The organism is Methylobacterium sp. SD274 (assembly GCF_017355285.1).
In the GTDB taxonomy this organism is placed as follows: Bacteria; Pseudomonadota; Alphaproteobacteria; order Rhizobiales; family Beijerinckiaceae; genus Methylobacterium.
This window is the reverse complement of record NZ_JADIJP010000010.1, coordinates 110750-134744: the sequence shown is the minus strand read 5'-3', so window position 1 is coordinate 134744 and position 23995 is coordinate 110750. Positions and strand designations below refer to the sequence as shown.

The window sequence follows — 23995 nt, the reverse complement described above, 5'->3', positions numbered from 1 at the left end:
CGGCATGATCATTACCAATTCATGTTCGCCGCAAGCCGACGATCTCGAGTTTCCGCGACCGGAGGAGCAGCTCGATTTCAATGGAGAGCGTTACACGTCAAGCATATCCGGACCGATTCGGCATCAGCACCATCATCGCTATTTGTTCGCTACGCGCTTTTGCCTCGGTCTTGATATTCTCGACGTCGCTTGTGGCGAGGGTTACGGCTCTGCGCTGCTCAGCACGGTCGCGCGAAGCGTCATCGGTGTCGACTTGGACGAGGCGACGGTCGACTTCGCACGACGAAACTACGTGAAAGACAATTTATCGTTTCGGAAAGGGGATGCAGCGAACATACAGGACCGCGAATCTTTCGACGTTGTTGTCAGCTTTGAAACGATCGAGCATCTCGTCGAGCACCAAGCGTTTATGATTGGTGTGAAGAATGCGCTACGAGCGGACGGGTTGTTGATTATCTCTTCGCCCGACAAAGATGTCTACACTTTGGAAGACGGGCACGAGAATGAGTTTCATCTAAAGGAACTCACTCGACCGCAATTCGACGCTCTAATTCGAGGTCATTTTAAAAACGTCGCGATATTGGAGCAGGATTCCATCGTGGGCTCCTTCATTGGCCTTGACGGCGGCGCACCTGCCGACCTCGAGTTGCATTCATCCGTCGACGGGCAAGCCTACCGCCGCACACTGGGCGCTCCGCGCGCGCATTATCTCATCGCCGTGGCATCCGATGGGCCTCTGCCGCAGCTTTTCACTAGCGCGCTGAATGACATGGCCTGGGTTGGCGAGCAGCAAGGCCATCAGACTCACGCCGTCGCACTGGCTCGGGAAGTTGGTATCAGGGATATCGAGATCACGCGGCTACAAGGCGAGGCCGCCGCGCTGGCTCGCGAAGTCGGAGTGCGGGATACCGAAATCACGCGGCTTCAAGGCGAGGTTGCCGCAGCTCAGATAGTGATCCAGCATCTCGAAGACGTGGTCTCGGAACGGACCGCAGAGGTCGATGTCATGCGGACGGAGGTCGAGCGGCTTCAGGACCGAAACACACGGGGCGATGTGCGGATCCAGCATCTGGAAAGCGCGAGAGAAGCCAAGGATGCGGAGATCGGTCGGTTACGCGAGCAGGCGGACGAGACGACAACCCAGATCGCCGATCTGCGCCGCGAAATGGACCAGACCTACGCTATCGTGGCCGAGCAGAAGCGTCATATCGGAGAGGTTTTGACATCGACATCATGGCGGCTGTCTGCACCCGTCCGCCATATCGGTCGTCTTACCGCCAATGCGAGACGTCGCGTCCACATGTTAGTCGTGCCGCCCTCCAGGCAAGTAGCTAAGGTTCGGCAGAATCGCGTGCCGCGCATTCTTTTCATCGACTGGACTGTTCCCACGCCGGACCAGGATTCCGGTTCGCTCGATCTGTGGCATCAACTGAAAATGTTTCAGGCGATCGGATACGATGTCTCATTCATGTCGATCATAGCGCGTGTCGGCGATCCATTGTATCTCGACGCTATGCAAAACAGCAATGTCGATTACGTTGCGGTTCCAGCCGACTCGTCTCCCGAGCAAGTATTGCAAGAGCGTGCGGGCGAGTTCGATCTCTTCATTTTGAACCGGATCCATGTTGCGGAGCGCCTGCTTGCCCATGTGAGACGTTGCGCGCCCAATGTACGCATCGTTTTTAACACGGTGGATCTGCATTTCCTTCGCGAGGAGCGGGAAGCGGCCCTAGAAGGATGTCAAGAAAAGGCCCGAGCTGCTGCGCAACGTCGTGTTTCGGAGCTGCGCTGCATGTCGGAAGCCGACGCTACGATCGTTTTGAGCGAAGAAGAGGGGCGTATGCTGGCAGGCTTGGTGCCAGAAGCTACAATTCACATTATTCCTTTTGCTCGTAATATTACATCTGATTGCCCGGATTTCTCGGAGCGATCTGGCGTTCTTTTCGTGGGAGGCTTTCTGCATACTCCAAACATTGACGGAGCTATTTGGCTGACGACGGATATCTGGCCGAAGGTTCGTCGTGCCCTGCCCCATGCGAGACTAGATATTGTCGGCAGTAACGCAACTCACGAGGTTCGGCAGCTTGCCGATCCCGATTCCGGGATTTTCGTGCGGGGCTTCGTGCAGGAACTGGAACCGATCCTCTCGCACGCGCGATTGACGGTCGCTCCGCTCCGCTTTGGGGCCGGCATCAAGGGTAAGGTGGCGATGAGCTTGGCTGCGGGCCTTCCGTGCGTCGCAACCCCGATCGCATCGGAAGGTATGGGGTTGGTCGAAGATCGCAGTATTTTGGTCGGACGAGACGTGGATGAAATCGCAGGGGCGATTATCCGCCTACACGAAGATCCCCTTTTATGGTCGCGCCTTTCCGAGGAAGGCAAAGTGGTGATGCGAAGCCGCTATTCTTTTGAAAGCGTCGGAAAGCGCTTCATCACGCTGATGAGATCCTTGGACATGCATGTTGAGGCGGGAGCAGAGGAAAGAGTAGCCTCAATTACCCCTCATTTTTGATCTGGGCACGATTCCGAGCGGATCGGTCTGATCCGCCGTCTTCGCAATGCTTCGTCCCGGATCGGATAAGATGCCATGTCCACGTTGTGGATCAGGCAGCGACGCGCCGGTAATGAGAGGGCCAAGCGATTGCCATCGATGGTTCCGAAGGTCACGTCGCGATCGAGATTGCCCTGTATGGACTCCGTCGCCGAAGCCGTCTCGTCCCTGGCATGAGAAAGCATATGGACCATGTTTGGTGATCCAGCGTCCCGCTTTGCAAGGTTCAGCATTTGGTCATGTCAGCACGCCTGATGGCCATCGGCCGCCTCGGATTGCGTTCCCGCGCTTACCGTCGCCACGTCTACCAGAAGATCGCAGCGCTGACGCTTGGCGCTGCCTTCGTATCGCCGGCTGGTCAGCGCCTGCAGCAGGCGGTGGCGCGGTTCGGCACGCCCGCGCATCATCCCGACGTTCGGACGGCCGTCGTCGCGCACGTGTACTACCTCGATCTCTTGCCCGAGATCCTGGCCTGCCGGGCGACGCTGCCCGATGGGGCTCCGCTTCACCTTACGGTTCCGAGCGAAAGGATCGAGCAGGCTCGGCATCTGCTGCGGGGCATTCCCGGGGCGATCCTGCACCCGTGCGAGAATCGGGGTCGTGACATCGCCCCTTTCATTACATTGCTCAACGCAGGGACGTTCGACTCTTACGACGCGGTCCTGAAGCTGCACACCAAACGCAGCCCGCATCTGCTCGACGGCGAGATTCGACGCAAGCTTCTCTTCACCATGCTTGCGGGCGGTCGCAATGCGACTCTTCGGCTGCTGGCTGCGTTCGAAAAGCCCGATACCGGTCTCATCGGCTGGAAGGCCAGCTACCGGGCAGCGCCATCCTATTGGATGGCCAACGAGGCGCGTGTCAGGGCCATTGTGCGGCGGATGGGCATGCCTGACGATGCCGTCCGTCTGGGATTCTTTGAAGGGTCCATGTTCTGGTTTCGGCCGGCGGCACTCGCGCGGCTGCGGCATCTCCAGCTGCGCCCCGAGGATTTCGAGCCGGAGGAACGCCAACTCGACGCGACTCTCCACCATGCAATCGAGCGGTGCTTCACCATCTCTGCCTGGGCCGATGGCTTCAGCGTTCGCGGTCTCGACGGGCGAATTCTGAAATGATGCGGCGGCCAGAGTGCGGTCCGATACTTCCGGCTCTGAGCACGGCCGGACATGCGATGGCGAAACGCCCGTCGCCATGGCGGCCCGGAGGCCTTATTCGAGCCGTTTGAAGGCCTTCGCGCTGTTGTCCTGCCGAAGTGCCGACCTCGCGAGCGCGGCCTCCGGCGGCCCGAGTTTGGCACAGGCACCGTCGATCAGGCCGCGCCAGAGAGCTGTCCGAACCTCGCTGGAGAAGCGGTTTCGCCCGAGATACACCACGATGCGCAGGGGTAGGAGCAGCAGCGTCCTGGCCTTGTGGGCGGGAGGGACGTGGCTCATGCGCAGCATGGCCAGTTGGTTGCGCAGGAAGGTGTAGAGCCGTCGCGGTGGCTGGTCCGTCGGCGTGAGACCGAAAGGGAGCCGAATTCGGCCGCGGCCGAGTTCGTGGGCCATCGGAACATCGTCCGCGATCCAAATGGAGTAGCCGCGGTGGTTGGCCCGCATGCACCATTCCACATCAATGGCATCGATGAAGAAATCCGCTCGGAACGGACCGACGGCCCGCGCCACCTCGCAATTCATGAGGGAACCTGACGAAATCACGAATTGGACACGGGTCGCCTTCGTCTCGTCTCTGCCGCCCTCCTGTTCGGGCGGGGATCGCAACGGCTTGCCGCTCCAATCCGTCGGGCGGGGCCCGACGATGGCGGGCTTTTTTCCGGCCGTCGCCAGCCGTGCGTGCAGTGCGGCAAGCCGTGGGATCGCACCTGGCGGCGGCAGGCTGTCCTGATCGAGAAGCAGGAGGAAGGGTGCGCCTCGCTTGGTGGCGTGGTCGAGGAGTACGTTATAAGCGACACCGAGGCCGAGATTGCTGCCGGGGCGCATCACGGACAGATCCGTCCCGTGTGCCGCCGCGCGGAGGGTTTCCTCGTCTTGCTGGGAGAATGCGGAATTCGCATAGATCACGATTTCCCGAACGTCGGGCGCCAGCACGCCGACGAGACGGAGAAGGTTCGCCTGGTCGGGATGATAGATGACGATCCCGGCTATCGTCTGCGTTTGCGCGGACAAGGTGGCTTCCCGTTGCGGCACGTAGAGGCGGGACTGCCATTCCGGTGAGCGCCGCGCAAGCTGCGGACGTCGCGTCGCGGGAAACGGTTCGTCCGGGCGAATGACGGAACCTGCCGCGAGCGAGCCCGTTATGGTTCAGCTAAGAGACTCTCCCTTCACCCGCCCGGCTCACGCCGCGGCGGGTTTTTCGTCGCAGGGTGACGGCGCAATCGATCCTCACCGCCGCTACCGCGTTTCCCAGGTTCCAGTAACATCCGGGATGGGACACGAACCATGAGCGACGGTGCCACCGCAAGCGACAGCCCTTTCATCAAGGGGCGGAACGCCCGCCTCTACGGCAGGACACGCGAAAGCTGCCCGTATTCCGAGGGAAGCGACGATCACGCAGCTTGGATGCAGGCCTTCGACGAAGCCCCCGGCGGCGAAACCGAGACCGAAGCGGGAACCATCGATCCGCAGAACCCGACCTGACCGCCCGCCGTCCGGCCGGAAATGTCCGGCCGGCCTTCCCGTTTCGCTGTCGTCGTGCCCAGGTCTCGACGGGACAGCGATCGTGCGGTCTCGACCCTCCAAGCGCCGGAGTTCCGCATGAACGGACGAAGCCCGAAGGGCGGGTACGGCACCCGCGCCCTCTCTCAGCACATCCTGCCCGCTGCGGGAACGATGATCGGGGTCTGCACGACGCTGGTGGGATTGGTGAAGATCGCCGAGGCCCGGATCGGACCGAGCCATGTGGACGAGGCCGTTTCGCTGACGGCGATCCTGTTTCTCGCCAGTGCGGCGGCTTCGTATCTCTCGATGCGCCTCGACGATGGCCGTCCCTTCGCCCTCCGGTTGGAGCGGATCGCCGATATCTGCTTCGTCATCGGCCTCATCGGCCTGTCCACGATCACGCTCCTCTTCGCCTACGAGTCGATCTGAACCGACGCGAACCGTCTCCCCGCCGGAGGATGACCGCCGATGTTCGACGGGGACCTCTGCCCGCGGATCGAGGCGTGGCCCGCTGCTTCAGAGCCGACGCCGCGGCCGGCCGCGGCGTTGGAATTGGGCCCCACCCTTGTTATGAGGCCACGAGGGATCTGAGGGCGTCGGAGAGGTCGGAAAGGCTGAGCTGGCCCTTCTGCAGCACTCGGTCGGCCTGGCCGGCGAGACGCCGGCGGTCGTCGGCGGTGACGTCCTTGGCGGTCAGCACCACGACGGGGATGTCGCGCCATTCCGGTTTCGCCCGCAGCGCGCGCAGGAAGCCGAACCCGTCCATCTCCGGCATCATCAGGTCGAGAAGGATCAGGCAGGGTTTCTTCACGGCCACCGCTTCCAGCCCGGCCCGGCCATGCTCGGCTGAGGCCACGCGCCAGCCCTCGCGGGTGAGCATCGCGGTCATCCGCTCGCGCACGTCTGCATCGTCGTCGACGACGAGCACCGGCCCATCGGATGCCCCTGCCTTGAAACGCTCCATCGCCTCCTTCAGGTGCCCCCATTCGATGGGCTTGTGCAGGTAGTCGGTGGCGCCGAGGGAAAAGGCGAGGCTCTGTTCGTCGAGAACCGTCACCATGATCACCGGCGTCGCCCCGAGATCGGGGTCGGCGCGCAGGGCCCGCAGCACCGACCAGCCGTCCATGCGCGGCATGGTCACGTCGAGGAGGATCACGCGGGGCCTCAGGCTGCGCGCGAGCTCCAGCCCCTCGCGGCCGTCGGCCGCGCTCGCGACCCGGAAGCCCTCCTTCTCGAGGAAGCGGGTGAGCAGGTCCCGCGTGGCGGGGTCGTCGTCGATGATCAGGACCCGGTCGCCAGTCTTCGGCGTGGCTGCCGGCTGCGCCGGGGAACCGTCGGGGGCCTCTTCCCGAGTCTCGGTGGCGGTCTCCCGGTATTGTGCGGGGATCCGGATGGTGAAGGTGGTTCCCTCCCCTTCCCGGCTCGCCACGTCGATCTGTCCGCCGAGCATGGTGGCGAAGGCCCGCGTGATGGCAAGGCCGAGGCCTGTCCCGCCGAAGCGGCGCGTCGTCGAGGCATCCGCCTGGGTGAAGCGCTCGAACAGCTTGGCTTGCTGCTCCGGGCTCATGCCGATGCCGGTATCCGTCACACGGAAGACCAGTGAGGTGGACCCGGCGATGCCTTCCTGCACGGCCGAGAGGGTGATCTGCCCGTTCTCGGTGAATTTCGCCGCGTTGCTGAGAAGGTTGATCAAGCACTGGCGCAGCTTGGTCTGGTCGGTATGGGCGATGCCGAGATCGTCCGCGAGATCGAGGACGAGGGTATTGCCCTTCTTGGCCACGAGGGCGTCCACGGTGGAGGCCACTTCCCGCACCATCTCGCCCACGGGAAAGGCCTCGGCATAGATCTCCATCCGCTCGGCTTCGATCTTCGAGAGGTCGAGGACGTCGTTGATCAGGCCGAGGAGATGACGGGCATTCGACTCGATCTTGCGCATGTCTGCGAGCAGGCTCTCCTGGCCAAGATCCTCCATCTCCTCCTGCAGCATCTCGGAATAGCCGATCACCGCCGAGAGCGGCGTGCGCAGCTCGTGGCTCATATTGGCCAGGAACTGGCTTTTCGCGCGGTTGGCTTCCTCCGCCGCTTCCTTGGCGGCTTCCAGCGCCTGCTCGGCCTCCTTGCGCGCGGTGATGTCGGTATGGGCGCCGACCCATTCGCGGACCGTCCCCGCCTCGTCGAGGATGGGGACGCCGCGCACGGCCATGTAGCGCCACACGCCGTCATGGCGGCGCAGGCGGTGCTCGATCTCGTAGAGGGTGACGTGGGTGACCGCATGATCCCAGGCGAGTTGCGTCTTCTCGCGGTCGTCGGGGTGGATCGCCGCGAGGAAGCCGTGGCCGGCGGCCTCCTTCGGCGTCTGGCCGGTGAAGCGGGTCCATTCGGACGGCGCGACCGTGAAGCCGCCATCCGGCGGAGTCGCCCAGACGATGGAGGAGGTAGCCTCGGTGAGAGAGCGGAAGCGCTGCTCGCTCTGGCGCGTGCGCTCCTCGGTGAGCTTGCGCAGGGTCTCGTCGGTGACGACGAAACCGACGCCGTCCACCGTCCCGTCGGAGAGGCCCGCCGCGCCTGGCAGCGGATAGACGCTGATCTGGAGATGGCGGACGCCGCCCGGCGCACTCGGGGTCGGCACCGCGACGTCGATATCGGGCGTGATCAGGCCGTTGTCGCGCGCCGCCTCGAATTTCGGACGGAGCAAGTCTTCGAGTTCCGGGAGGGCGGCCCAGATCGGGCCGCCGAGGGACGCCTGGAATCCGCGCGCGTTCATCGTTTCCAGGGCGCGGTTCATATGGCGGATCGACAGGGTGTGGTCGAGGAAGCCGAGGCCCACGGGAGCGTTGGCGAGGACTCCGTCGAGCAAAGCCGTCATGCGCTGGCTGTCACGGCGGCGCAGCAGGGCGATGCGGCCGAGGAGCGCCATCGCAGCCAGGGCCGAGGCCGCGCAGACGAGGGACAGGATCAGCCCGCGCCAGAATTCCGTCGTCTCGGAGCGGGCGAGGCTGTCGCGGGCATGGTCCTGGCCGACCCGGGTGGCTTCGCGGATGCCGTCCATCATGCGCTTGCCCTCCCCGGTCCGGACGAGGGTCACGGCCGCTTCGAAGCCGCTGGCATCCCGCGCTTCCACCACCCGGCGGGCGAAATCCCGTTCACCCGTGATGAGGGTCCGCAATTCCTGGCGCCGGGCGGTTCCGGGATCGGCGGATTCCGATTCCAGCCGGTCGAGCTCGCCGATCTGTCCGTCGAGGGTGTCGAGCGCCCGTTTGTAGGGCGTGAGGTAGTTCGGCAGCCCCGTCAGGGTGTAGCCGCGCATGCCCGTCTCGAGGTCCTTCATGGTCGAGAGCAGGCGCTCGTTCAGCGTGATGATGTCGTGCTGGCGGGTGGCTTCCGTTCGGCTGCGCTCGGCGAACACGTAGTTGGCGAGGCCCGCGATGAGGGCGACCGCGAACAGGGCGAAGGCGACGGGTGATCCGGGGATCCCCTTCAGGGCGGTGGGAACCGTCTTGGGGCTGCGCCAGCGCCAGAGGCGACGGGAGGAGGTCGGGGTGCTCATCGGGGCGGCTCGCGGTGATGTCGATGACGGATCGGTGGTGTGCGGGGGACGGCGCGTCCGGCGAATGCCTATCGTCGCAGCCGGTTGCCCAGCACGAAGCCGAACAGGCCCATCAGGATGATCCCGGCGGCGCCTTCGATCCCGACGAGGAGGTTGGTGAACCTCCCGACCGGCTTGACGCCGATCTCGGGAGGGTTCGCCGTCATCATGTTGAGGGCGCTGTAGCTGAGGAGGTCGAGGGGATTGTACGTCGCGCTCCCGCTGCCGCCCTCGGGGATCAGCCCGCCGGCGATGCCGAACAGGGCGCCGAAGACGAAGATCAGGATCACGAAGGCACGGGCGATGCGCGACAGGCTCTCCCCGTAATCGCACAGCCATTCCACGAACCGGTCGGCGACCCAGCGATATCCCGATTGCAGGACGGGCTTCCAGGTTTGGGGCGCCCGGGTCCGTCGGGCCCAGGCCGCCCGCGCCTCGGCGCCGGCATGGAGCCGGCCCATGCGCCGGCCGCGCTTGTAGGCCCAGCTCGCCTCGTCATGGCTGCCGATGCTCTTCATGTTGTGCTCGATGGCGAGATAGCTCGCCTGCGCGGCCTCGTATTCGCCCGCGATCTCCTCACCGACCGCGCCTCCGAGTTGGTCCACCCGGAAGCGGACACCGGTGAGGAGCGCACCCGAGAACCGTGCATGATTCAGGCGGCACGACATCAGGTTGAGGCGCACGAGGTTGGTGTCGGACAGATCGGCCCCCGACAGGTCGGCCCCGTCGAGGGCGACGCCGGCGAGGCTGGCGCCGCGCAGGCGCGAGCCGGTGAGACGCGCCTTCTTGAGGCTCGCCCCGTCGAAATTGGCGAAGGTCAGGTTCATGTCGGAGAGGTTCGCCTCATCGAGGCGGCCGCCATCGAACCGGCTGTAATCGGCATCCGCCCCGGTGAAGTCGGCTCCCCAGAGGTCGGCACGGGCGAAGGTCGCGCCGTCCAGAAGAGCACGCTGCATCCGGGCGAAGCGCATCGTCGCGCCCGTGAAGTTGGCGTCCTCCAGCATGGCGTCGGAGAAATGCGCTTCGCCGCCGACGATGCCGGTGAAATCCGCGCCGCTGCAATCGGCCTCGCTGAAATTCGCTTCCTCCAGGATCGCGCCTTCGAACCGGGCCGAGCGCGCCAGCGCCCCGACGAGGGAGGCGCCGGACAGGTTGGCGCCGGACAGGTCGGCCTCGACGAGATCGGCTCCGTCGAGATGCGCGCGGGACAGGCCGAGGCCGCGATGTCTGCCGTCCCACCATGGGGGAGCCGCCTCGCCGGGAGGGATGCGCGCCAGCAGCTCCTCGCGCCCGGCCCGGAGGCCGGACAAGGCGAGCCGGTCCTCATCCGCGCGGAAAGGACGCCCATCCGCCTCCGTGATACCGGCCAGAAGCCCATCGGTGGCGGCATGAGATTGGGCGGGGTCGCGAGCGGTCATGGCCTCAGCCGCGTCCCGCCCGCTCCGGCGCGGCATAGCGCAGGGCCGCGTCGAGGGCATCGTTGAGGGAGGTCACCAGCACGTCGGCGGAGGTGGTCCGGCGAAGGCGGTCGAGGGTCGAAGGGTCGCGCTCGCGCCAGAACCCGACGAGCACCTTCACACCGGGAAGCTCCTTGCGGGCCTGGCGGACGGTGAGGCGGATCTGCGAGAGGCTGACCGGTTCGAGATAGGAGAAGCAGATCATCGCAATCTCGTCGGTGCGCTCCGGCCGCTTGTCGGCGCGCAGGTCGGCCAGCGAGGTCATCTGGGCGGCCAGACCATGGCGGCCGAGGATCTGGCTCAGCATCAGGGTCGCCGCCTCGTCGAAGGGACCGCGGCTCGAGACGCACAGGATCGGGGTGGTGCCGCGCCAGTTCGCAGCGAGATCGTCCCGCGCCAGGACGATGCCGGCGCTGCTGCGATCCGGTCCGGCGGCGGCGATGGCCGCCGCCGCTTCGGCATTCGCGGCGGAGCCCGACCGCTTGATCGGCGCGAGCTTGAGCCGGTCGACCACGGTGCGGATCGCCGCGCCGACCTCGCTCTGGCGCGACCGGTCGAGGGCCCCGCGGGCGAGGTCGTCCTGCGCGAGGCGAAGGCCCGCCAGCACGACCTCGTCGTAATAGGTCACCAGCGCCCGCGCCTTCAGCACCTGCCGGCCCTGCTCGATCGCCTCGGCCGGGTCTCCGGCGAGCATGCGCTGGTAGAAGATTTCGGGCGGCGCCAAAGCGGGCTGGTCGCCGAGGATGACGTCGAGGAACCAGAGCCGGTCCACGTGGCGGCCGAGGACGACGAGGCAGACCGTGATCGGCGTCGCGAGGACGAGGCCGATCGGTCCCCAGAGGAAGGTCCACACCGTGGCCGCCAGGATGACCGCCAGCGGAGAGAGGCCGGTGGAATGGCCGTAGAGCAGCGGTTCGACAACATGGCCGGCGATGGGCTCGACGATGAGGAACAGGAGCGCGGTGGCGATAACCATCGACCAGCCGGGATCCACCGCAGCGGCCAGGATCAGGGGCAGCAGGGCGCTGATCGCGCCGCCGATATAGGGCACGAAGCGCAGGATCGCCGCCAGCACGCCGAACAGGATCGGGCTCGGCACCCCGATGAACCAGAGGCCGGTGCCGATGACCGCGCCGAAGGCGATGTTAAGGGCGAGCTGCGCCAGGAAGAACCGGCTGAGCCGGCTGGTGGCGTCGTCGATGGCCGCCGTGGTGCGGCGCAGGTCGCCCGAGCCGGCGAGCCGGATGGCGCGGTTCCGTAGGTCTTCCCGCTGCAGCAGGATGAAGATCGTGAAGAGGAGGATCAGGCCGGCGGTGGCGAGCGGGTGCAGGATCGGTCCGACGAAGGCGCCGAGCGTCGTGGCGAGGGCGGCCTGCGGGGTCGCGACCACCACGTGGAGCGGGTTGGCGCGGCTGCCCGACCGGCCCGGAAGGTCTTCGTCCTTCGGGGCCGCGGGCTGCAGTTCCTCGCCGAGGTCCTGCACCATGTCGACGATGCGCGACAGGGTTCCGCTGCCCGAGGTCGCCTCCTTCACCGAGGCGATCTTCTCGCGGATGGTGATCTGGTAGCGCGGCAGGTCGGAGGCGAGCTGGCCCGCCTCGGTGGTGATGAGCAGCCCGACCCCGATGATTGCCGCGAAAGCCGCCACCACCACGAGGGGCGCCGCCGCGGCGCGCGGCACCATCGCCCGCCTCAGCACGCGCACGGCGGGCACCAGGACGAAGCTGAGGAGGATCGCCAGGACTACGGGTACGATGATGTCGCGGCCGAAATACAGCATCGACGCGATGGTGACGACCAGCAGGCACGAGGCCAGGATCGTGAACACCGGCATCGCCTGCCGCATCAGGCGCGCGGTGATGGGATCGTCACTCATGGAGGATGGGTCTTCTCGTCTCGACGCGTGTCAGTGGAAGCCCCGTCCCGACGGGACGCGCGAAGTCTTGGATCGGACCGTCGGTCAGGCCGGCGTTTCCGCGCCGCCCAAAGCCGCGCCGATCTGGGTGAGGAGCTTGGAGAAGTCGATGGGCTTGGGATGGTAATCGTCGCAGCCGGCCTGGATCGCCTTGTCGCGGTCGCCCAGCATGGCGTGGGCGGTGAGCGCGATGATCGGGATGTCCCGGGTATCGCCGCTGGATTTCAGGGCGCGGGCCGCCGACCAGCCGTCGAGGATGGGCAGGTTCATATCGAGGAGGATCACGTCCGGCCGTCCGGCGCGGGCCTGCTGCACGCCGGCCTCGCCGTCATGGGCCAGGATGACGTCGTAGCCACGTCGCTTGAGACGGCGGGACAGGAAGTCCCAGATCTCTTCATGATCTTCCACCAGCAGGATCTTGGCCATCAACGGAACTCCGGCATCATCTCGACCCGACTCTTCGGGCCTGCGCTTGCGTGATCGTTCGTTCGGGAGGCCTGGATCCCTCTCGCACGACCACTCGTATTGAAGACATCGGTCTCCGTGCCTGCCGGCCCGGCCACGACGTCCCTGCCCCCTCCGCCGCCGGCTGGAGCCGGATATGTCCGGCCGTGCGGCGGAGGGGTGCAAAGGTCATCGCCCTCTCCTCGCCCGGCCCCGGATTGTCGCTCCCCACGGCGGAGCGTCCTGGTGTCAGGCGTGACGATGAACTGCAACGCACCAATCGCGCTTCCGGTCCTCGATGCCGACAATTCTATCGTCCGTCACGGACGAGATACGAAGCGGCAAGGCGGGAAGAGATCGAATCCGTCGGCGGGGCCGGGAGGCGAAGCCCGGACGCGGTGCTAAATTGCGCTCGTGACGAGGATCGCAGCGATGACGGCGACGGCATCCTCGATGAAGGCGGCCGGCCGGTCCGAACCGAAGGAGGCGGCCATCCACGCCCTCGCCCGGGAGCCGACCAGCGTTCCGATGACGGCGCCCGCCGCGCCCGCCAGGGCTCCGGCGACGGGCTGTCCGAGGCCCGTCCCGATCGCACCGCCGCAAAGGGCGCCGCTCGCGATCCGCGCGGCGAACTGCACGGGCACGGTGCGGCTCGGCGTGGCGGGAAGCGTGTCCGTGACGAACTCGGCGAGTGCGAGAAGGGTGAGGATGACGGCCGTCGAGCGGTATCCGAGAAAGGCGAGCCAGCTCCCGTCGAGGGAGATCCAACCGAGATGCGCCGCCCAGGCGACGGCCGCCGGCGCGGTCAAGGTCCGCAGACCCGCCACCATCCCGATCAATCCCGCGAGAACGATCCCGGCCATGGAGTTTTCCTGCTGCGACGCCATCGTCGAAGCCGGAAGATCGACCGGGCACGGGCCAAGTCAAGGTGGGCTTAGGGAAGCGGCGCCGCGCGTGTCCCCGAAACGATCGGCTCGACCGAACGAAAACGGGGCCCCGCAGGGCCCCGAAAATCCGTCACTCGCCGTCGATCTGGCGTCCGAGCTGGGCAATCGCCTTCTGGTAGACGGTGGCGGCGTTCCATCCCTGGATGGCCGCGAAGTTCGGCTCGCCCGGCTGGTAACCGGCTCCGGCCCTCCAGCCGTGGCCCTTGAGGAAGTTCGCGGTGGCGTTGAGCGCGTTGGGGGCGCTGTCGAGGCTTCCGCCGGTGCTGTAGGTCAGCACGTTCTTGGGCAGGAACTGGGTGTGGCCGACCTCGCCATGGGCGGCGCCGCGGGTCGAGGCGTTGAGGATGCCACGATCGACGAGGGTGAGAGCCGCGTAGAGCTGGTCGGTGAAGAAGTCCGAACGGCGGCAATCGTAGGCGAGGGTCGCCACGGCGGAGAGCGTATTGATATTGCCGCGAACGGCGCCGAAGCCCGTCTCCATGCCCCAGATCGCCAGGAGCGGGCCGGCCGGCACGCCGTAGCGCTGCTCGATCGAGGCGAACAACGCCGCGTTGGTCTGTTTCAGCTTGCGGCCGCGCGCGACGATGGTGGGGCCGCCGCGCTTGGCCAGGAACTGGTCGAGGGTCAGGCGGAAGCTCTTCTGGCCCCGGTCGGCAGAGATGGTGGCGCCGGAATAGGAGGTCTCCATCAGGGCGGCGAGGCTCGCGGCGCTGGCGCGTCCCTTCGCTTCCTGCGCGAACTGGGTCTTCCACGCCTCGAAACCGCTGGCCGTGTTGCCGCATTGGGCCGCCTGCGCCGTGCCGGCCATGCAGGCCAGGGCACCGAGGCCGGCGGCGATGATGGCCCCCTTGTAGCCGCGTCTGGTCATCCGAAACTCCTTCGTCGCGGCAGCTCTCAGGAGACCGCCAGCTTTGCCGATCGCCCTAAGCCGTTCCGCATGGGAAGGCTACAACCTTGCTGAGGTGTCGGGGCGCCCGGTCCCAGTTCCCGACAAGATGTGATCTTACGGTTACCACCCTGACCGTCCGCGAGTGCCCTGCCTGAGCTCGATCCGGCCGCGTTGCACAATCCGCCGACTCCGCGATGCGCTCGATTCCGCTTGCCTCCGAGGGGGATGCGATCGGACGCACATCGCCTTGCGCCGTCGATAATCAGGCTATTGTGCATGCAGGGCAAAGCAGTAGAAATTTACTGACGCATGAAATATCGGTTGCTATGAAAAATATCGCCTATTTATTTATCAATAAATTGCATATTTAGAAGAATTACAATGTTTCTACTGGATATTGTCAGAATATATCATTGGTAATACTTGTGATCCCGGAGTGTTTCCGGAGCCGACAATGCAAGACCAAACAGGATGCCTGACAAACGCGGTGGGGCTCGACCGCCGAGCCGCCAACCGCTTGCCGTGGTTGCTGGCGGGCGGAGCCGCCCTCGTCCTCGCGGACACGGCCTGGGCCCAGAACGGCCCCGTGGTGCAGGCCGCGTCCCCGATGGCCGTGTCCCTCGATCAGATCACCGTCGACGGCGATGGCCGGAGGACCATCGGGTATCAGCCCCGGCGCACCAGTTTCGGGGCCGGGTCGGACACCTCGCTCCTCGACACGCCCGCCAACATCGCCGTGGTGCCCGCCACGGTCCTGCGCGACCAGGCCGTCCTCTCCCTCGACGAGGCCCTGCGGAACGTCAGCGGCACCGCCCAGGCCAACAGCCTCGGGGGCACGCAGGAAGGCGTGATCCGGCGCGGATTCGGGACCACGCGAGACAGCTCGATCCTGCGGGATGGCCGCCGTACGGTCCTGCAGCAGAACTTCAATTACGCCATCGAGCAGGTGGAGGTGCTGAAAGGGCCGGCCTCCCTGCTTTACGGCATCTCAGAGCCCGGAGGTCTCATCAACCTCGTCTCGAAGCGTCCCGAATTCACGTCACACGGCGCCCTCGGCATCACCGGGACGAGCTTCGGCGGCGGTCTCGTCCAGGCCGACGTGACCGGGCCGATCGAAGGCACCAACCTCGCCTACCGGGTGGTCGGCGATTTCCAGGATTATCAATACTGGCGCAATTTCGGAGCGATCGAACGACAGGTCGTGGCACCATCACTCACCTGGAAGGGCGACGACACCAAGGTGACGGTGGCCTACGAGTTCTCGCATTATAATATTCCATTCGACCGCGGCACCATCTTCGATCCGCGCACCGGCCGTCCCCTGAAGGTCCCGCGCGACCGCCGCTTCGACGAACGCTTCAGCAGCGTCGACGCCACCAGCCATCTCGCCAGCCTCGACATCGAGCATCGCTTCAACGACGATTGGCGGCTGCATTTCGGCTACAGCTTCAGCCATCTCGGCTACGACGACAATCAGGTCCGCGCGGTCTCGTACAATGCCGAGAGGGGCATGCTGACCCGAAGGGCCGACTCGACCCAGGGCGGCGACTTCAACGCGCATGTGGCACGCCTCGACCTGACCGGACGCGTCGACACGTTCGGCCTGCGGCACGACATCCTGGCCGGCGCGATGTACGAGCGGGTGGATTACTTCCGCAAGACCACCATTCGCGGAGCGAACCAGGGCGGCTTCAACGTCTTCGACCCGATCTATGATCGCCTCGGCCCGTCGAGCCAGGTTTCGCTCACGGGGAGCGACGTCCGCGACCGGCTCAACAACACCAGCCTCTATCTCCAGGACTCGTTCCACCTCACCGACCAGCTCATCCTGGTGGCCGGAATCAGCGCGCAGATCTACGATCAGCTCGCCTATGCCGGACGACCGTCCGTGGTCACCACCGACATCAACGGCGTGCAGCCGGTCCCGCGTGCCGGGATCGTCTACAAGCTGACGCCCGACCTCTCGCTCTATGGCAGCTTCAGCCGCTCGTTCCGGCCCAACGTCACCGATCTGGAGACCAACGGCTCCCTCGCCCCCGAGGAAGGCGAGGCCTACGAGGTCGGTGTGAAGGCGGATCTCGGCCCCGGCCTCACCGTGACGGGAGCCATGTTCGACGTCGAGAAGGCCAATGTGCTGGTCACCCAGGTGGTGGACGGGGCACGGCTCGCCACCACCGCCGGCAAGGCCCGTTCGCGCGGGTTCGAACTCGATTTCGCCGGCCAGATCCTGCCCGATTGGGCGGTGATCGGAAGCTACGGCTTCACCCAGGCCCTCGTGACCGAGGATCCCATCCTTGCGGGCAAGGAGCTTCAGAACACGCCGCGCGTGACGGCCTCTGCCTTCCTCACCCACCAGTTCGGCGCAGTGACGCGGGAGGGCGAGCTCGGCTCCATGCGCCTCGGCCCCGGTTTCCTCGAGGCCGGCTTCGGTACCCGTTACATCGGCGAGCGGCCGGGCGATGCCGCCAACACCTTCACCATGCCCCACTACCTCGTCTGCGATGCCTTCCTGGCCTATCGCACGGCGGTGAACGGTCGGGCGACAACGATCCAGCTCAACCTCAAGAACCTGTTCGACGAGACCTATTATACGTCATCGGCGGCCAGCAACCTGCTGGTGGCCGTGGGCGAGCCGTTCCAGGCCCTGGTGACGGCGCGCGTGACGTGGTGACAAGGGTCCGCTGAGGCGCTGACCCCGCGATCGTCCCGACAATGACGGGCCGGATGCCCTATCCGGCCCGTCGGCGTTTTCAGAAGGACAGCCTCATCCCGGCGACCACGTTGCGCGGCGCCCCGGCGAAGACCGAGCCCGTGGTGGCGGCGAGCACGCCCGCACCGTTCTGCAGGCCGCTCGTGGCGCTGAGGGAGTTCGCGAGGTTCTGGGCCGAGGAGATGTAGGTCTCGTCGAAGACGTTGCGGACTTCCGCATAGAGGCTGATGCGTTTGGCGTATCCGCCGGGAAGGTCGGCCGCGTAATGCACGTTGGCATTGACGACGGTGTAACCCGGCGCCTTCAACTGGTTGGCGTTGTCGAGGAAGAAGCCGTCCTGGACCACCGCTTCCACATAGGCACCGAGGCCGGCGAGCGGCCCTGTCGGCTGGTCGTAGCCGATACGGGCGAGGAGCTGGTGGGCGGGCACGCCCGGGATGGCGTTGCCGGCGCGGTCGAACCTTTCGGTGAAGGCTCCGGCGCTGAGTTGCTCGGTGTATGTCGTATAGATCTGGTCGTCGAACGTGTAGGCGGCGACCGCGCGCCATCCGGGTGAGAAGGCCCAGTCGGCCGCGAACTCGATGCCGCGATGCTCCGAGGCCGGGGCGTTGAACGTGTAGCTCAGGAGCCCGGCGCCGGGGGATTGCGACACGAGCTCGTTGCGGAAGAACTCGTAGAAACCGGTCAGGCTGAGGCGCAGATTTTCTGTCGGAGTCCAGTCGGCGCCGAGATCGAAGCCGAGATTCTCCTGGGTCTGAAGCTGGGTGTTGCTGCCCGGAAGGCCGGCGGGGGTGATGAACAGGTTGCTCGCCGCCGGCGTGGTGTAGCCCGTGGCGGCCCGCCCCCGGAAGGCCCAGGCGGCGTTCGGCCGGTAGACCAGGGCGAGTTCGGGCGCGACGTTGAGGAAGCTGCGGTCGGTCGTGGCCACCGTCGTCGTCCGTCCCGCCGCCGAATAGCCGTAGGCGAGGTTGCGCCCGGTGATGGTGGTGTTCTCCGCCGCGATGCCGAGGACGCCGGTCCACTGGTCCGAGAGCGCGACCTCCGTCCTTGCACGGCCGCCGAGATTCGATTGCACGGCCTCCTGGTCGCCGATCAGCGCGCCGAGCGTCGGTCCGCCATAGGGGGCGCGGTTAAAGGTCGTGATGTGGTTGTCGATGGTGTTGTAGGCGAGCGCCACGTAGCCCACCGCCGGCAGGCCGAAGAGGTCGCCGCGCCGGGTCAGGTCGGTGAGGAAGTTCCAGGACGGATAGGAGCCGCGCGACGAGGACGTATAGAAGGGCTGGTTGAAGTTGCGCTCGTCGAAGCCGAGCTGCGTGCGCCATGTGGTCTGCGCGTCGATATCGTGTTCCCAGCGCGCCGCCACGATGGTGCGGCGGTCCTTGCGCCCGAAGGCGCCCTCGTCCGCCGTCACCGGCACGGTGGCGCCGAAGGCCCCATTGATGCGCAGGTTCGTGAGCGTGCAGCCCGGGGCGGCGGTGGCCGCAGCCGCGCAGCCGCGCTGATAGGGATTGATGCCGAACTGGTCGAGGGAGGAGCGGGCGGGAAGATCCGCGTTCACCTGGTTGTTGATCACCTTCAGGGTGAAGCGGTTGTCCGGGGTGGGCGTGTAGCTCGCCAGCAGGTTGATGGTCTGGGTGTCGTAGGAGGAATGGTCCTGGTAGCCATTGCCGCGCGCGTCGCTGGCGAACAGGCTGATCTCCACCGGACCGCTGGCGCCGCCCACGGTGAAGTAATTGCTCAGATAGCCGAAGCTGCCCGCCTCGGTACCGATCTCGTAGCCGTTGATCTCGCGGCCGGTCCGCGTCCGGAAGGCCAGCGCGCCGCCGGTGGCGTAATTGCCGAACAGGGCCGATTGCGGCCCGCGAAACACGTCGATGCGGGAATAGGCGCGCGGATCGACGAGATCGAAGCGGGAGGCCCCGTCCGGCTGCGTCAGGATGAACCCGTCCTCCAGAACCACCATGTTCTTGGTGACGCCGGTGGAGCGGGCGTTGTTGCCCCGGATCGAGATGACGACGTCGCGCGCGCCGTTGCCCTGGCGCACGGTGACGCCTGGGCTGTTGACGAGGACCGAGCCGATATCGGTGGCGGGGCGATTGTCGATCGTCCCGCTGCGCCCGACCTGCGTCACCACCTGCCCCACGGGCTGTTCGATGACGCTGGGGGCCGAGCCCTGGGGCGAGGCGACGCCGAAGCCGCTCCGGCCTGGCTCTCCGACGACGGAGAGTTCCGGCAGCGTGACGCCGTCCTCGGCGGCTTGCGCCAGGGCGTCGGCATTCGCGAGCGGCAGGGCGGCGAGGGCGAGGAGGGCATGCCGGGCGCCGATGCGGCGGGCGGCATGAGGGGGACGGGGGGATGACATCGAGGGGAGCATTCCGGATCGCGGCAGAGGGGATGCGCCGTGGGGAGACGGCGCGCGCTGGATCAGGACGCGGTCGGCGGTGCGCGCGGCTGGCCGGCCGGGCGATGCGGACGGGCCGGCTCGGATGGCGGCGGGATCGGCCAGGCCAGCGCGTGCCATCCCTGGCGCCGCGCCACCGATGGCGCTTGGGGAACGAGGGGGCTCGACAGCCCGACCGCGCAGAGCGGGCAGGCCTTGCAGGCCGGCGCGACGGGAGACTGATCCCCGATGGCGGCGGAGCCCTCCGCATGACCGCAGATCGCCGAGAGCACGAGCGGGTCGACCGAGGCTCCCGGTACGGCGTGGTCCGCCATCATCCGCAAGCCGGCCAGCGGCGCGATCGCCTGTCCCCACAGGGCGAGCAGGATCAACCCGCTGCCGAGGCAGAGGCGCAGGGCGCGCAGGGCGCGAAACTGGCGGATGAGGTCGCTCACGGGGGCTGCTCCCGCGTCGATGACGTCAGGCCGCCGCCGGTCGCTGCGCTTGGCGCCGGAGGGCCTGGATGCCGAAGTCGAGCCCGATCATGGCGAGGATGGCGAGGCCGGTCAGTGGAAACAGCGCGCCGAGACCCAGGACCAGGGCGGTGACCGTGGCGGCGATCCGGCGGTCGCGCGGCCAGGGCGGGACGCCGAGACCGCCCGCCGGCCGCCGCTTCCACCACATAGTTCCGGCTGTGACGCTGAGCAGCATCGTGGCGAGGCAGAAGGCGAGCATCGCCAACTGGTTCAGGCGGCCCCAATACTCGCCCTTGTGCAGGCCGATTCCGTACTGGATCGCCTGCCCGACGCCGCCGAGATCGGCGAAGGCCACGTCCACCAGAGGGGCGCCGGTATATTGGTCGAGGGAGATCAGCCGCTGGCGGTCGACGTCGCGCGGGTAGATCGCGGCGGCATAGATGCCGGTGGGTCCCTCGGGCAGCGCGACCTCGTAGCCGCGTGGCATGCCGAGGCCGTCGAGGATGGCCAAGGCCCGGTCGAGGCCGATGGCGGGCGCGTCCGCCGGTTGCGAGACCGGCATCGGCGCGTCCTCCATGGTCCAGCCCGCCTGGGTCAGCCGGTCCTTCATCGGCACGGCGGACACCGCCCTTCCCGCCCACAGGGCGCGCGGCTGGCCGAGCCCCGCTTCGTTGGACAGGGCGCGGACCTGCTGGCCCCACCAGACCGACCAGGGCAGGCCGGTGATCGCGAGGAAGAACAGGCCGGCGCCGGCCACGAGGCCCGTCACCGCATGCAGGTCCCGCCACCAGACCCGCTTGGACGGCCTCGCGCGGATCGTCACGACACCACCCCCCTGCCCGCGCGGCCACCACAGATAGGTGCCGGTGACGACGAGGATGATCGCGAAGCCTGCCACTACCTCCACGATCCCGTTGGCGACCGTGCCGAAATAGCTGAGGCTGTGCAGGCGCCTCACCACCATCATCGGGTCGTTCTCGGTGTTCACGACGTCGAGGACGTCGGCGTTGTAGGGGTCGAGGTAGACCTGAATCCGGCTGCCGCCCTCCCTCATGGTCACGAGGGTGGAGGCGGTCGCGGAGGCCGGGCCGGTGAAGGAGACTGGCACACCGCCCGGAACCGCTTCGGAGGCGGTGTAGACGAGGCGGCTCGCGCTCACGGGCGCCCGGTTCTGCGCCGTCACCTCGGTCCGGTGGGCGAAGAGCGTGGCGTTGATCTCGTCCTTGAACAGGTAGATCGCGCCGGTCGTCGAGAGCAGGACGAGGAAGGGCAGGCACAGCAGGCCGGCGTAGAAGTGCCAGCGCCAGACGGCGCGATAGATGCTGTCGCGGGATACGCGCATGGCGTCGGCCCCGCGAAATGCGTGGGCGCCGCCCTGGGACGATGGGGTCATCGGGAACAATCCGGGTCTGAGCGATCGAAACGGTCTGATCTCTCAGGCGGAAGGCGGACCTCGCGATCCGATGGATTGGTCGGGCGGTGCCCGCGCGGCGGGGACCACCACGTCCGGACGTGGCGGAAGCGGGGCGGGGCGAGCCTGCCAGACCACCGTCGCGAAGGCCGTGTCCTGTCCCGGAGCCTGCGGTCCCGCATGGGCCGCCGTGCAGCACGCATGCGCGCAGGCCGGGCTCGCATCGGCGGGATCGTCCGGAGCGTCATGCCCGCAAAGGGCGCCTTCCCATCCCGCAGGGGCCGGTGGCGCCATCGTGCCGAGGAAGGCCTGGAGGCACAGGCCGTAGAGCGCGATCATGGCGATGATCGCGCGCAGGCCGGCCGTCCCTGGCGAGAGCTTCCGCATGATGAGGCCTTACGGCACGGGTTCGCGCGCCGTCAACGTGGCGAGCGGATCGGTGGTGTCTCGGTGTGCGGTATGGCTGTGGGCGACGGAGCGGGTGATGTCTTTCCTTTCCGCTTTCCCGAAAGGACGAGCTGAAAGTGCACGTGCCGGCCCTACAACTTGCTGTCGCGCGTCGCCAAAGCCAGCGCCGCTTCTTGCATGACCTTGGAGGTGGCCGCCACATTCGGGCTCACGCCGACACCGCCCCAGTTGCCGCCCGTTATCGGATTCGCTGCCCTGCCGGTCGGCACGACGACGAAGAAATCCGAGCCGAGCTCGTTGAGGCCACCCGGATTGGCGCCCCCGCGCGTTTTCTCACCGACGATGGTCGCGCGTTTCAGGGCCTGTAGATCGTAGGCGAACTCCTCGCCTGCCGAATATGTCTTGGGACCGACCAACACGTAGACCGGCTTGCCGAGGTAGCTCACGTGGGTGGGCGAACTCCAGAACGACTCCGTTCGGAAACTCGTCGTCCCGCGATTGCGCCAGATCAGATCATTGATGTGAACGCGCTGGCTTGGATCGAGAAAGAAGCTGACGAGGTAGGCGACGGAAGCCGGATGGCCGCCGCCATTGTCGCGCATGTCGACGATGAGCGCAGCGGTGTCCGATAGGTCCTGCATCGCCTTGTCGGCGGCCGGCTTGAAATCCCCGGGTGGAACGAAGCTGGCGAGGTGGATGTATCCGACGTTGCCTTCCAACCGCTTCACCTGAAAGCCGGCCCCTCGCATGTCCAAAGGCTTGGGCCGGTTCGCGAAGGGATCGCCATGGATCACCCTCACGTGGTTGTCGCTGGTCAGCGACCGCAGGCGTTCGGTGAGTTGCGTGGCGAACTCGCCGGGATCGCTCGCCTTCGCATAGGCATGGGCATCCAGATCACGTTGGATTGCATCCGCGGCCTGCTTTCCCAGATCGGGGAATACGTATCCCTCCCTCAGCTCGGTGGCGATGCCGCTCACGACCTTCCTGACCGTATCCGGGGCGAGGGGTACAGGCTTCAAGCTTTTCGACGAAACATCAGCCTTGGAAACGGAAGGGGTCGCCGCGATCACAAGTATAGTTGTGCAAAATACTGCTGCGACAACGGATCGACGACGGCGCATGGCTAAACCTCCAACTACTCCCGGCAACCATATTGTCCGCCATGGGCAAGGGCCAGCGGGGTCGCCCAACTTTTCGCAAGGCTCGAACGCCGCCGCTGGCCCGGAGCAAATTCCAAACCAAAGTACGACTGGCGGAACCCATCCTGTCCGCCGTCGCGATTGATCGCTTCACGCGCCGGCATGCTCGGCGATGTAATGGCCGATGGCGCTGGCGGCGTTGAGCATGTGGGCGCGCATCCGCCTCGCAGCGGCGTCGCCGTCGCCCTCGGCGATGGCCGCCAGGATCTCGCCGTGCTCGGCGCGGGAGGTCCGGATCCGCTCGCCATGGCGCAGCTGCGTGCGGCGAAACCCCGAGAGCCGCGTGCGCAAGGCGAGCGCCTGTTCCAGCAGGAAGCCGTTATGGGTGGCGCCGTAGAGGGCCTCGTGGAAGCCGCGGTTCAGCGTGTCGTAGGCGTCCACATCGCCCGCCTCCACCATCGCTTCCGATTGGGCATGCAGGTCCATGAGGTGGCTGCGCTCGAGCGGTGTCATCCGGTAGGTGGCGAGGCGCACGCACATCGCCTCGAACTCGGCGGTGGCCTCGAACATGTCCATGATCCGCTCCGGCGTCATCCGGGTGACGACGACGCCCCGGCGCGGGCGCAACTCCACGAGCCCGTTGAAGGCGAGCTGGCGCAACGCCTCCCGCACCGGCGTCCGGGAGGCGCCGAAGCGGTCGGCGAGGTCCTGTTCGTCGAGGGCCGTGCCCGCGCTCAGGGTGCCGGCGGCGATCTCGTCGGTCAGGGCGTTGCGGATCAGGTCGGAGAGAAGCCCCCGCTCCTCGGCGATGCCGTCCATGATCGTCGTCCCCTCCCCGCTTGTATTGCCGGACCGCCTTACGATGTCCCTCATCCCAGATGGGGCGGATCGTCAAGCGGGAGAGGGAGGATCCTAGCACGCCCGGAATGCCGAGGCCTCGTCTTATTGCCATCTCGTATTCTTTACCTCGCCGATAACCCATATCGGTATACCCAGAATTGACTTGGTCGCCAGACGGGGTACGC

The 23995-nt window shown here is 66.5% G+C and carries 18 protein-coding genes; 5 read left to right on the top strand and 13 right to left on the bottom strand.

Features of this window, described 5'->3' with window-relative positions:
* Positions 1-4: 4 nt before the first annotated feature.
* Positions 5-2512: a glycosyltransferase gene (locus IPV08_RS11290; protein ID WP_207411953.1), complete on the top strand. Its 2508-nt coding sequence runs from the start codon at positions 5-7 to the stop codon at positions 2510-2512.
* A gap of 278 nt (positions 2513-2790) precedes the next feature.
* Positions 2791-3666, top strand: coding sequence for a rhamnan synthesis F family protein (locus tag IPV08_RS11285; protein WP_207411952.1), 876 nt, complete (start codon positions 2791-2793; stop codon positions 3664-3666).
* 93 nt (positions 3667-3759) lie between these two features.
* On the opposite strand, the gene IPV08_RS11280 is transcribed toward IPV08_RS11285, so the two are convergent.
* The gene (locus IPV08_RS11280) at positions 3760-4716 is read right to left on the bottom strand and encodes a glycosyltransferase family 2 protein (RefSeq protein ID WP_207411951.1); all 957 of its coding nucleotides are present in this window, start codon (positions 4714-4716) and stop codon (positions 3760-3762) included.
* 273 nt (positions 4717-4989) lie between these two features.
* Here IPV08_RS11280 and IPV08_RS11275 point away from each other — a divergent pair, with 273 nt between their 5' ends.
* Both IPV08_RS11275 and IPV08_RS11270 read left to right on the top strand, forming a co-directional pair.
* Complete coding sequence (locus IPV08_RS11275) at positions 4990-5187, top strand: hypothetical protein (protein WP_056427242.1); 198 nt, start codon at positions 4990-4992, stop codon at positions 5185-5187.
* Positions 5188-5304: 117 nt separating this feature from the next.
* Positions 5305-5637 (top strand): hypothetical protein, encoded by a 333-nt coding sequence (locus IPV08_RS11270; protein WP_207411950.1) that lies wholly within the window; start codon positions 5305-5307, stop codon positions 5635-5637.
* Between the two features lie 139 nt (positions 5638-5776).
* Here the strand turns inward: IPV08_RS11270 and IPV08_RS11265 are convergent, their stop codons facing one another.
* The 6 genes from IPV08_RS11265 to IPV08_RS11240 form a co-directional block, all read right to left on the bottom strand.
* Positions 5777-8755: a response regulator gene (locus tag IPV08_RS11265; RefSeq protein WP_056427236.1), complete on the bottom strand. Its 2979-nt coding sequence runs from the start codon at positions 8753-8755 to the stop codon at positions 5777-5779.
* A 68-nt stretch (positions 8756-8823) separates the two neighbouring features.
* Positions 8824-10212 (bottom strand): pentapeptide repeat-containing protein, encoded by a 1389-nt coding sequence (locus IPV08_RS11260; RefSeq protein WP_246747904.1) that lies wholly within the window; start codon positions 10210-10212, stop codon positions 8824-8826.
* 4 nt (positions 10213-10216) lie between these two features.
* A complete protein-coding gene (locus tag IPV08_RS11255; RefSeq protein WP_056427234.1) occupies positions 10217-12127 on the bottom strand; it encodes an AI-2E family transporter in 1911 nt (636 codons plus the stop codon).
* Positions 12128-12211: 84 nt separating this feature from the next.
* Positions 12212-12592 (bottom strand): response regulator, encoded by a 381-nt coding sequence (locus tag IPV08_RS11250; RefSeq protein WP_018043373.1) that lies wholly within the window; start codon positions 12590-12592, stop codon positions 12212-12214.
* A 419-nt stretch (positions 12593-13011) separates the two neighbouring features.
* Positions 13012-13473, bottom strand: coding sequence for a DUF4126 family protein (locus IPV08_RS11245; protein WP_207411948.1), 462 nt, complete (start codon positions 13471-13473; stop codon positions 13012-13014).
* Between the two features lie 154 nt (positions 13474-13627).
* On the bottom strand, positions 13628-14365 hold the full coding sequence (locus IPV08_RS11240; RefSeq protein ID WP_244478007.1) for a lytic transglycosylase domain-containing protein: 738 nt from the start codon (positions 14363-14365) through the stop codon (positions 13628-13630).
* 535 nt (positions 14366-14900) lie between these two features.
* Here IPV08_RS11240 and IPV08_RS11235 point away from each other — a divergent pair.
* The gene (locus tag IPV08_RS11235) at positions 14901-17117 is read left to right on the top strand and encodes a TonB-dependent siderophore receptor (RefSeq protein ID WP_246747903.1); all 2217 of its coding nucleotides are present in this window, start codon (positions 14901-14903) and stop codon (positions 17115-17117) included.
* Between the two features lie 79 nt (positions 17118-17196).
* Here IPV08_RS11235 and IPV08_RS11230 read toward each other — a convergent pair whose 3' ends face one another.
* The 6 genes from IPV08_RS11230 to IPV08_RS11205 form a co-directional block, all read right to left on the bottom strand.
* Entirely contained in the window at positions 17197-19518 is a 2322-nt protein-coding gene (locus IPV08_RS11230) for a TonB-dependent receptor (protein WP_210348387.1), read from the bottom strand.
* Between the two features lie 62 nt (positions 19519-19580).
* A complete protein-coding gene (locus tag IPV08_RS11225) occupies positions 19581-19991 on the bottom strand; it encodes a hypothetical protein (RefSeq protein WP_207411947.1) in 411 nt (136 codons plus the stop codon).
* Between the two features lie 25 nt (positions 19992-20016).
* On the bottom strand, positions 20017-21405 hold the full coding sequence (locus IPV08_RS11220; protein ID WP_207411946.1) for a PepSY domain-containing protein: 1389 nt from the start codon (positions 21403-21405) through the stop codon (positions 20017-20019).
* A gap of 42 nt (positions 21406-21447) precedes the next feature.
* The gene (locus IPV08_RS11215; protein WP_207411945.1) at positions 21448-21810 is read right to left on the bottom strand and encodes a hypothetical protein; all 363 of its coding nucleotides are present in this window, start codon (positions 21808-21810) and stop codon (positions 21448-21450) included.
* Positions 21811-21962: 152 nt separating this feature from the next.
* The gene (locus IPV08_RS11210; RefSeq protein ID WP_207411944.1) at positions 21963-22952 is read right to left on the bottom strand and encodes a S41 family peptidase; all 990 of its coding nucleotides are present in this window, start codon (positions 22950-22952) and stop codon (positions 21963-21965) included.
* Between the two features lie 168 nt (positions 22953-23120).
* Positions 23121-23789, bottom strand: coding sequence for a GntR family transcriptional regulator (locus IPV08_RS11205; RefSeq protein ID WP_207411974.1), 669 nt, complete (start codon positions 23787-23789; stop codon positions 23121-23123).
* Between the last annotated feature and the right edge of the window lie 206 nt (positions 23790-23995).

Bases quoted from the DNA above. Each gene is read 5' to 3' on its own strand.
- IPV08_RS11290 (WP_207411953.1), top strand. From the start codon at position 5: ATGATCATTACCAATTCATGTTCGCCGCAAGCCGACGATCTCGAGTTT.
- IPV08_RS11285 (WP_207411952.1), top strand. From the start codon at position 2,791: ATGTCAGCACGCCTGATGGCCATCGGCCGCCTCGGATTGCGTTCCCGC.
- IPV08_RS11275 (WP_056427242.1), top strand. From the start codon at position 4,990: ATGAGCGACGGTGCCACCGCAAGCGACAGCCCTTTCATCAAGGGGCGG.
- IPV08_RS11270 (WP_207411950.1), top strand. From the start codon at position 5,305: ATGAACGGACGAAGCCCGAAGGGCGGGTACGGCACCCGCGCCCTCTCT.
- IPV08_RS11265 (WP_056427236.1), bottom strand. From the start codon at position 8,755: ATGAGCACCCCGACCTCCTCCCGTCGCCTCTGGCGCTGGCGCAGCCCC.
- IPV08_RS11260 (WP_246747904.1), bottom strand. From the start codon at position 10,212: ATGACCGCTCGCGACCCCGCCCAATCTCATGCCGCCACCGATGGGCTT.
- IPV08_RS11255 (WP_056427234.1), bottom strand. From the start codon at position 12,127: ATGAGTGACGATCCCATCACCGCGCGCCTGATGCGGCAGGCGATGCCG.
- IPV08_RS11250 (WP_018043373.1), bottom strand. From the start codon at position 12,592: ATGGCCAAGATCCTGCTGGTGGAAGATCATGAAGAGATCTGGGACTTC.
- IPV08_RS11245 (WP_207411948.1), bottom strand. From the start codon at position 13,473: ATGGCCGGGATCGTTCTCGCGGGATTGATCGGGATGGTGGCGGGTCTG.
- IPV08_RS11240 (WP_244478007.1), bottom strand. From the start codon at position 14,365: ATGGCCGGCACGGCGCAGGCGGCCCAATGCGGCAACACGGCCAGCGGT.
- IPV08_RS11235 (WP_246747903.1), top strand. From the start codon at position 14,901: ATGCAAGACCAAACAGGATGCCTGACAAACGCGGTGGGGCTCGACCGC.
- IPV08_RS11230 (WP_210348387.1), bottom strand. From the start codon at position 19,518: ATGTCATCCCCCCGTCCCCCTCATGCCGCCCGCCGCATCGGCGCCCGG.
- IPV08_RS11220 (WP_207411946.1), bottom strand. From the start codon at position 21,405: ATGACCCCATCGTCCCAGGGCGGCGCCCACGCATTTCGCGGGGCCGAC.
- IPV08_RS11215 (WP_207411945.1), bottom strand. From the start codon at position 21,810: ATGCGGAAGCTCTCGCCAGGGACGGCCGGCCTGCGCGCGATCATCGCC.
- IPV08_RS11210 (WP_207411944.1), bottom strand. From the start codon at position 22,952: ATGCGCCGTCGTCGATCCGTTGTCGCAGCAGTATTTTGCACAACTATA.
- IPV08_RS11205 (WP_207411974.1), bottom strand. From the start codon at position 23,789: ATGGACGGCATCGCCGAGGAGCGGGGGCTTCTCTCCGACCTGATCCGC.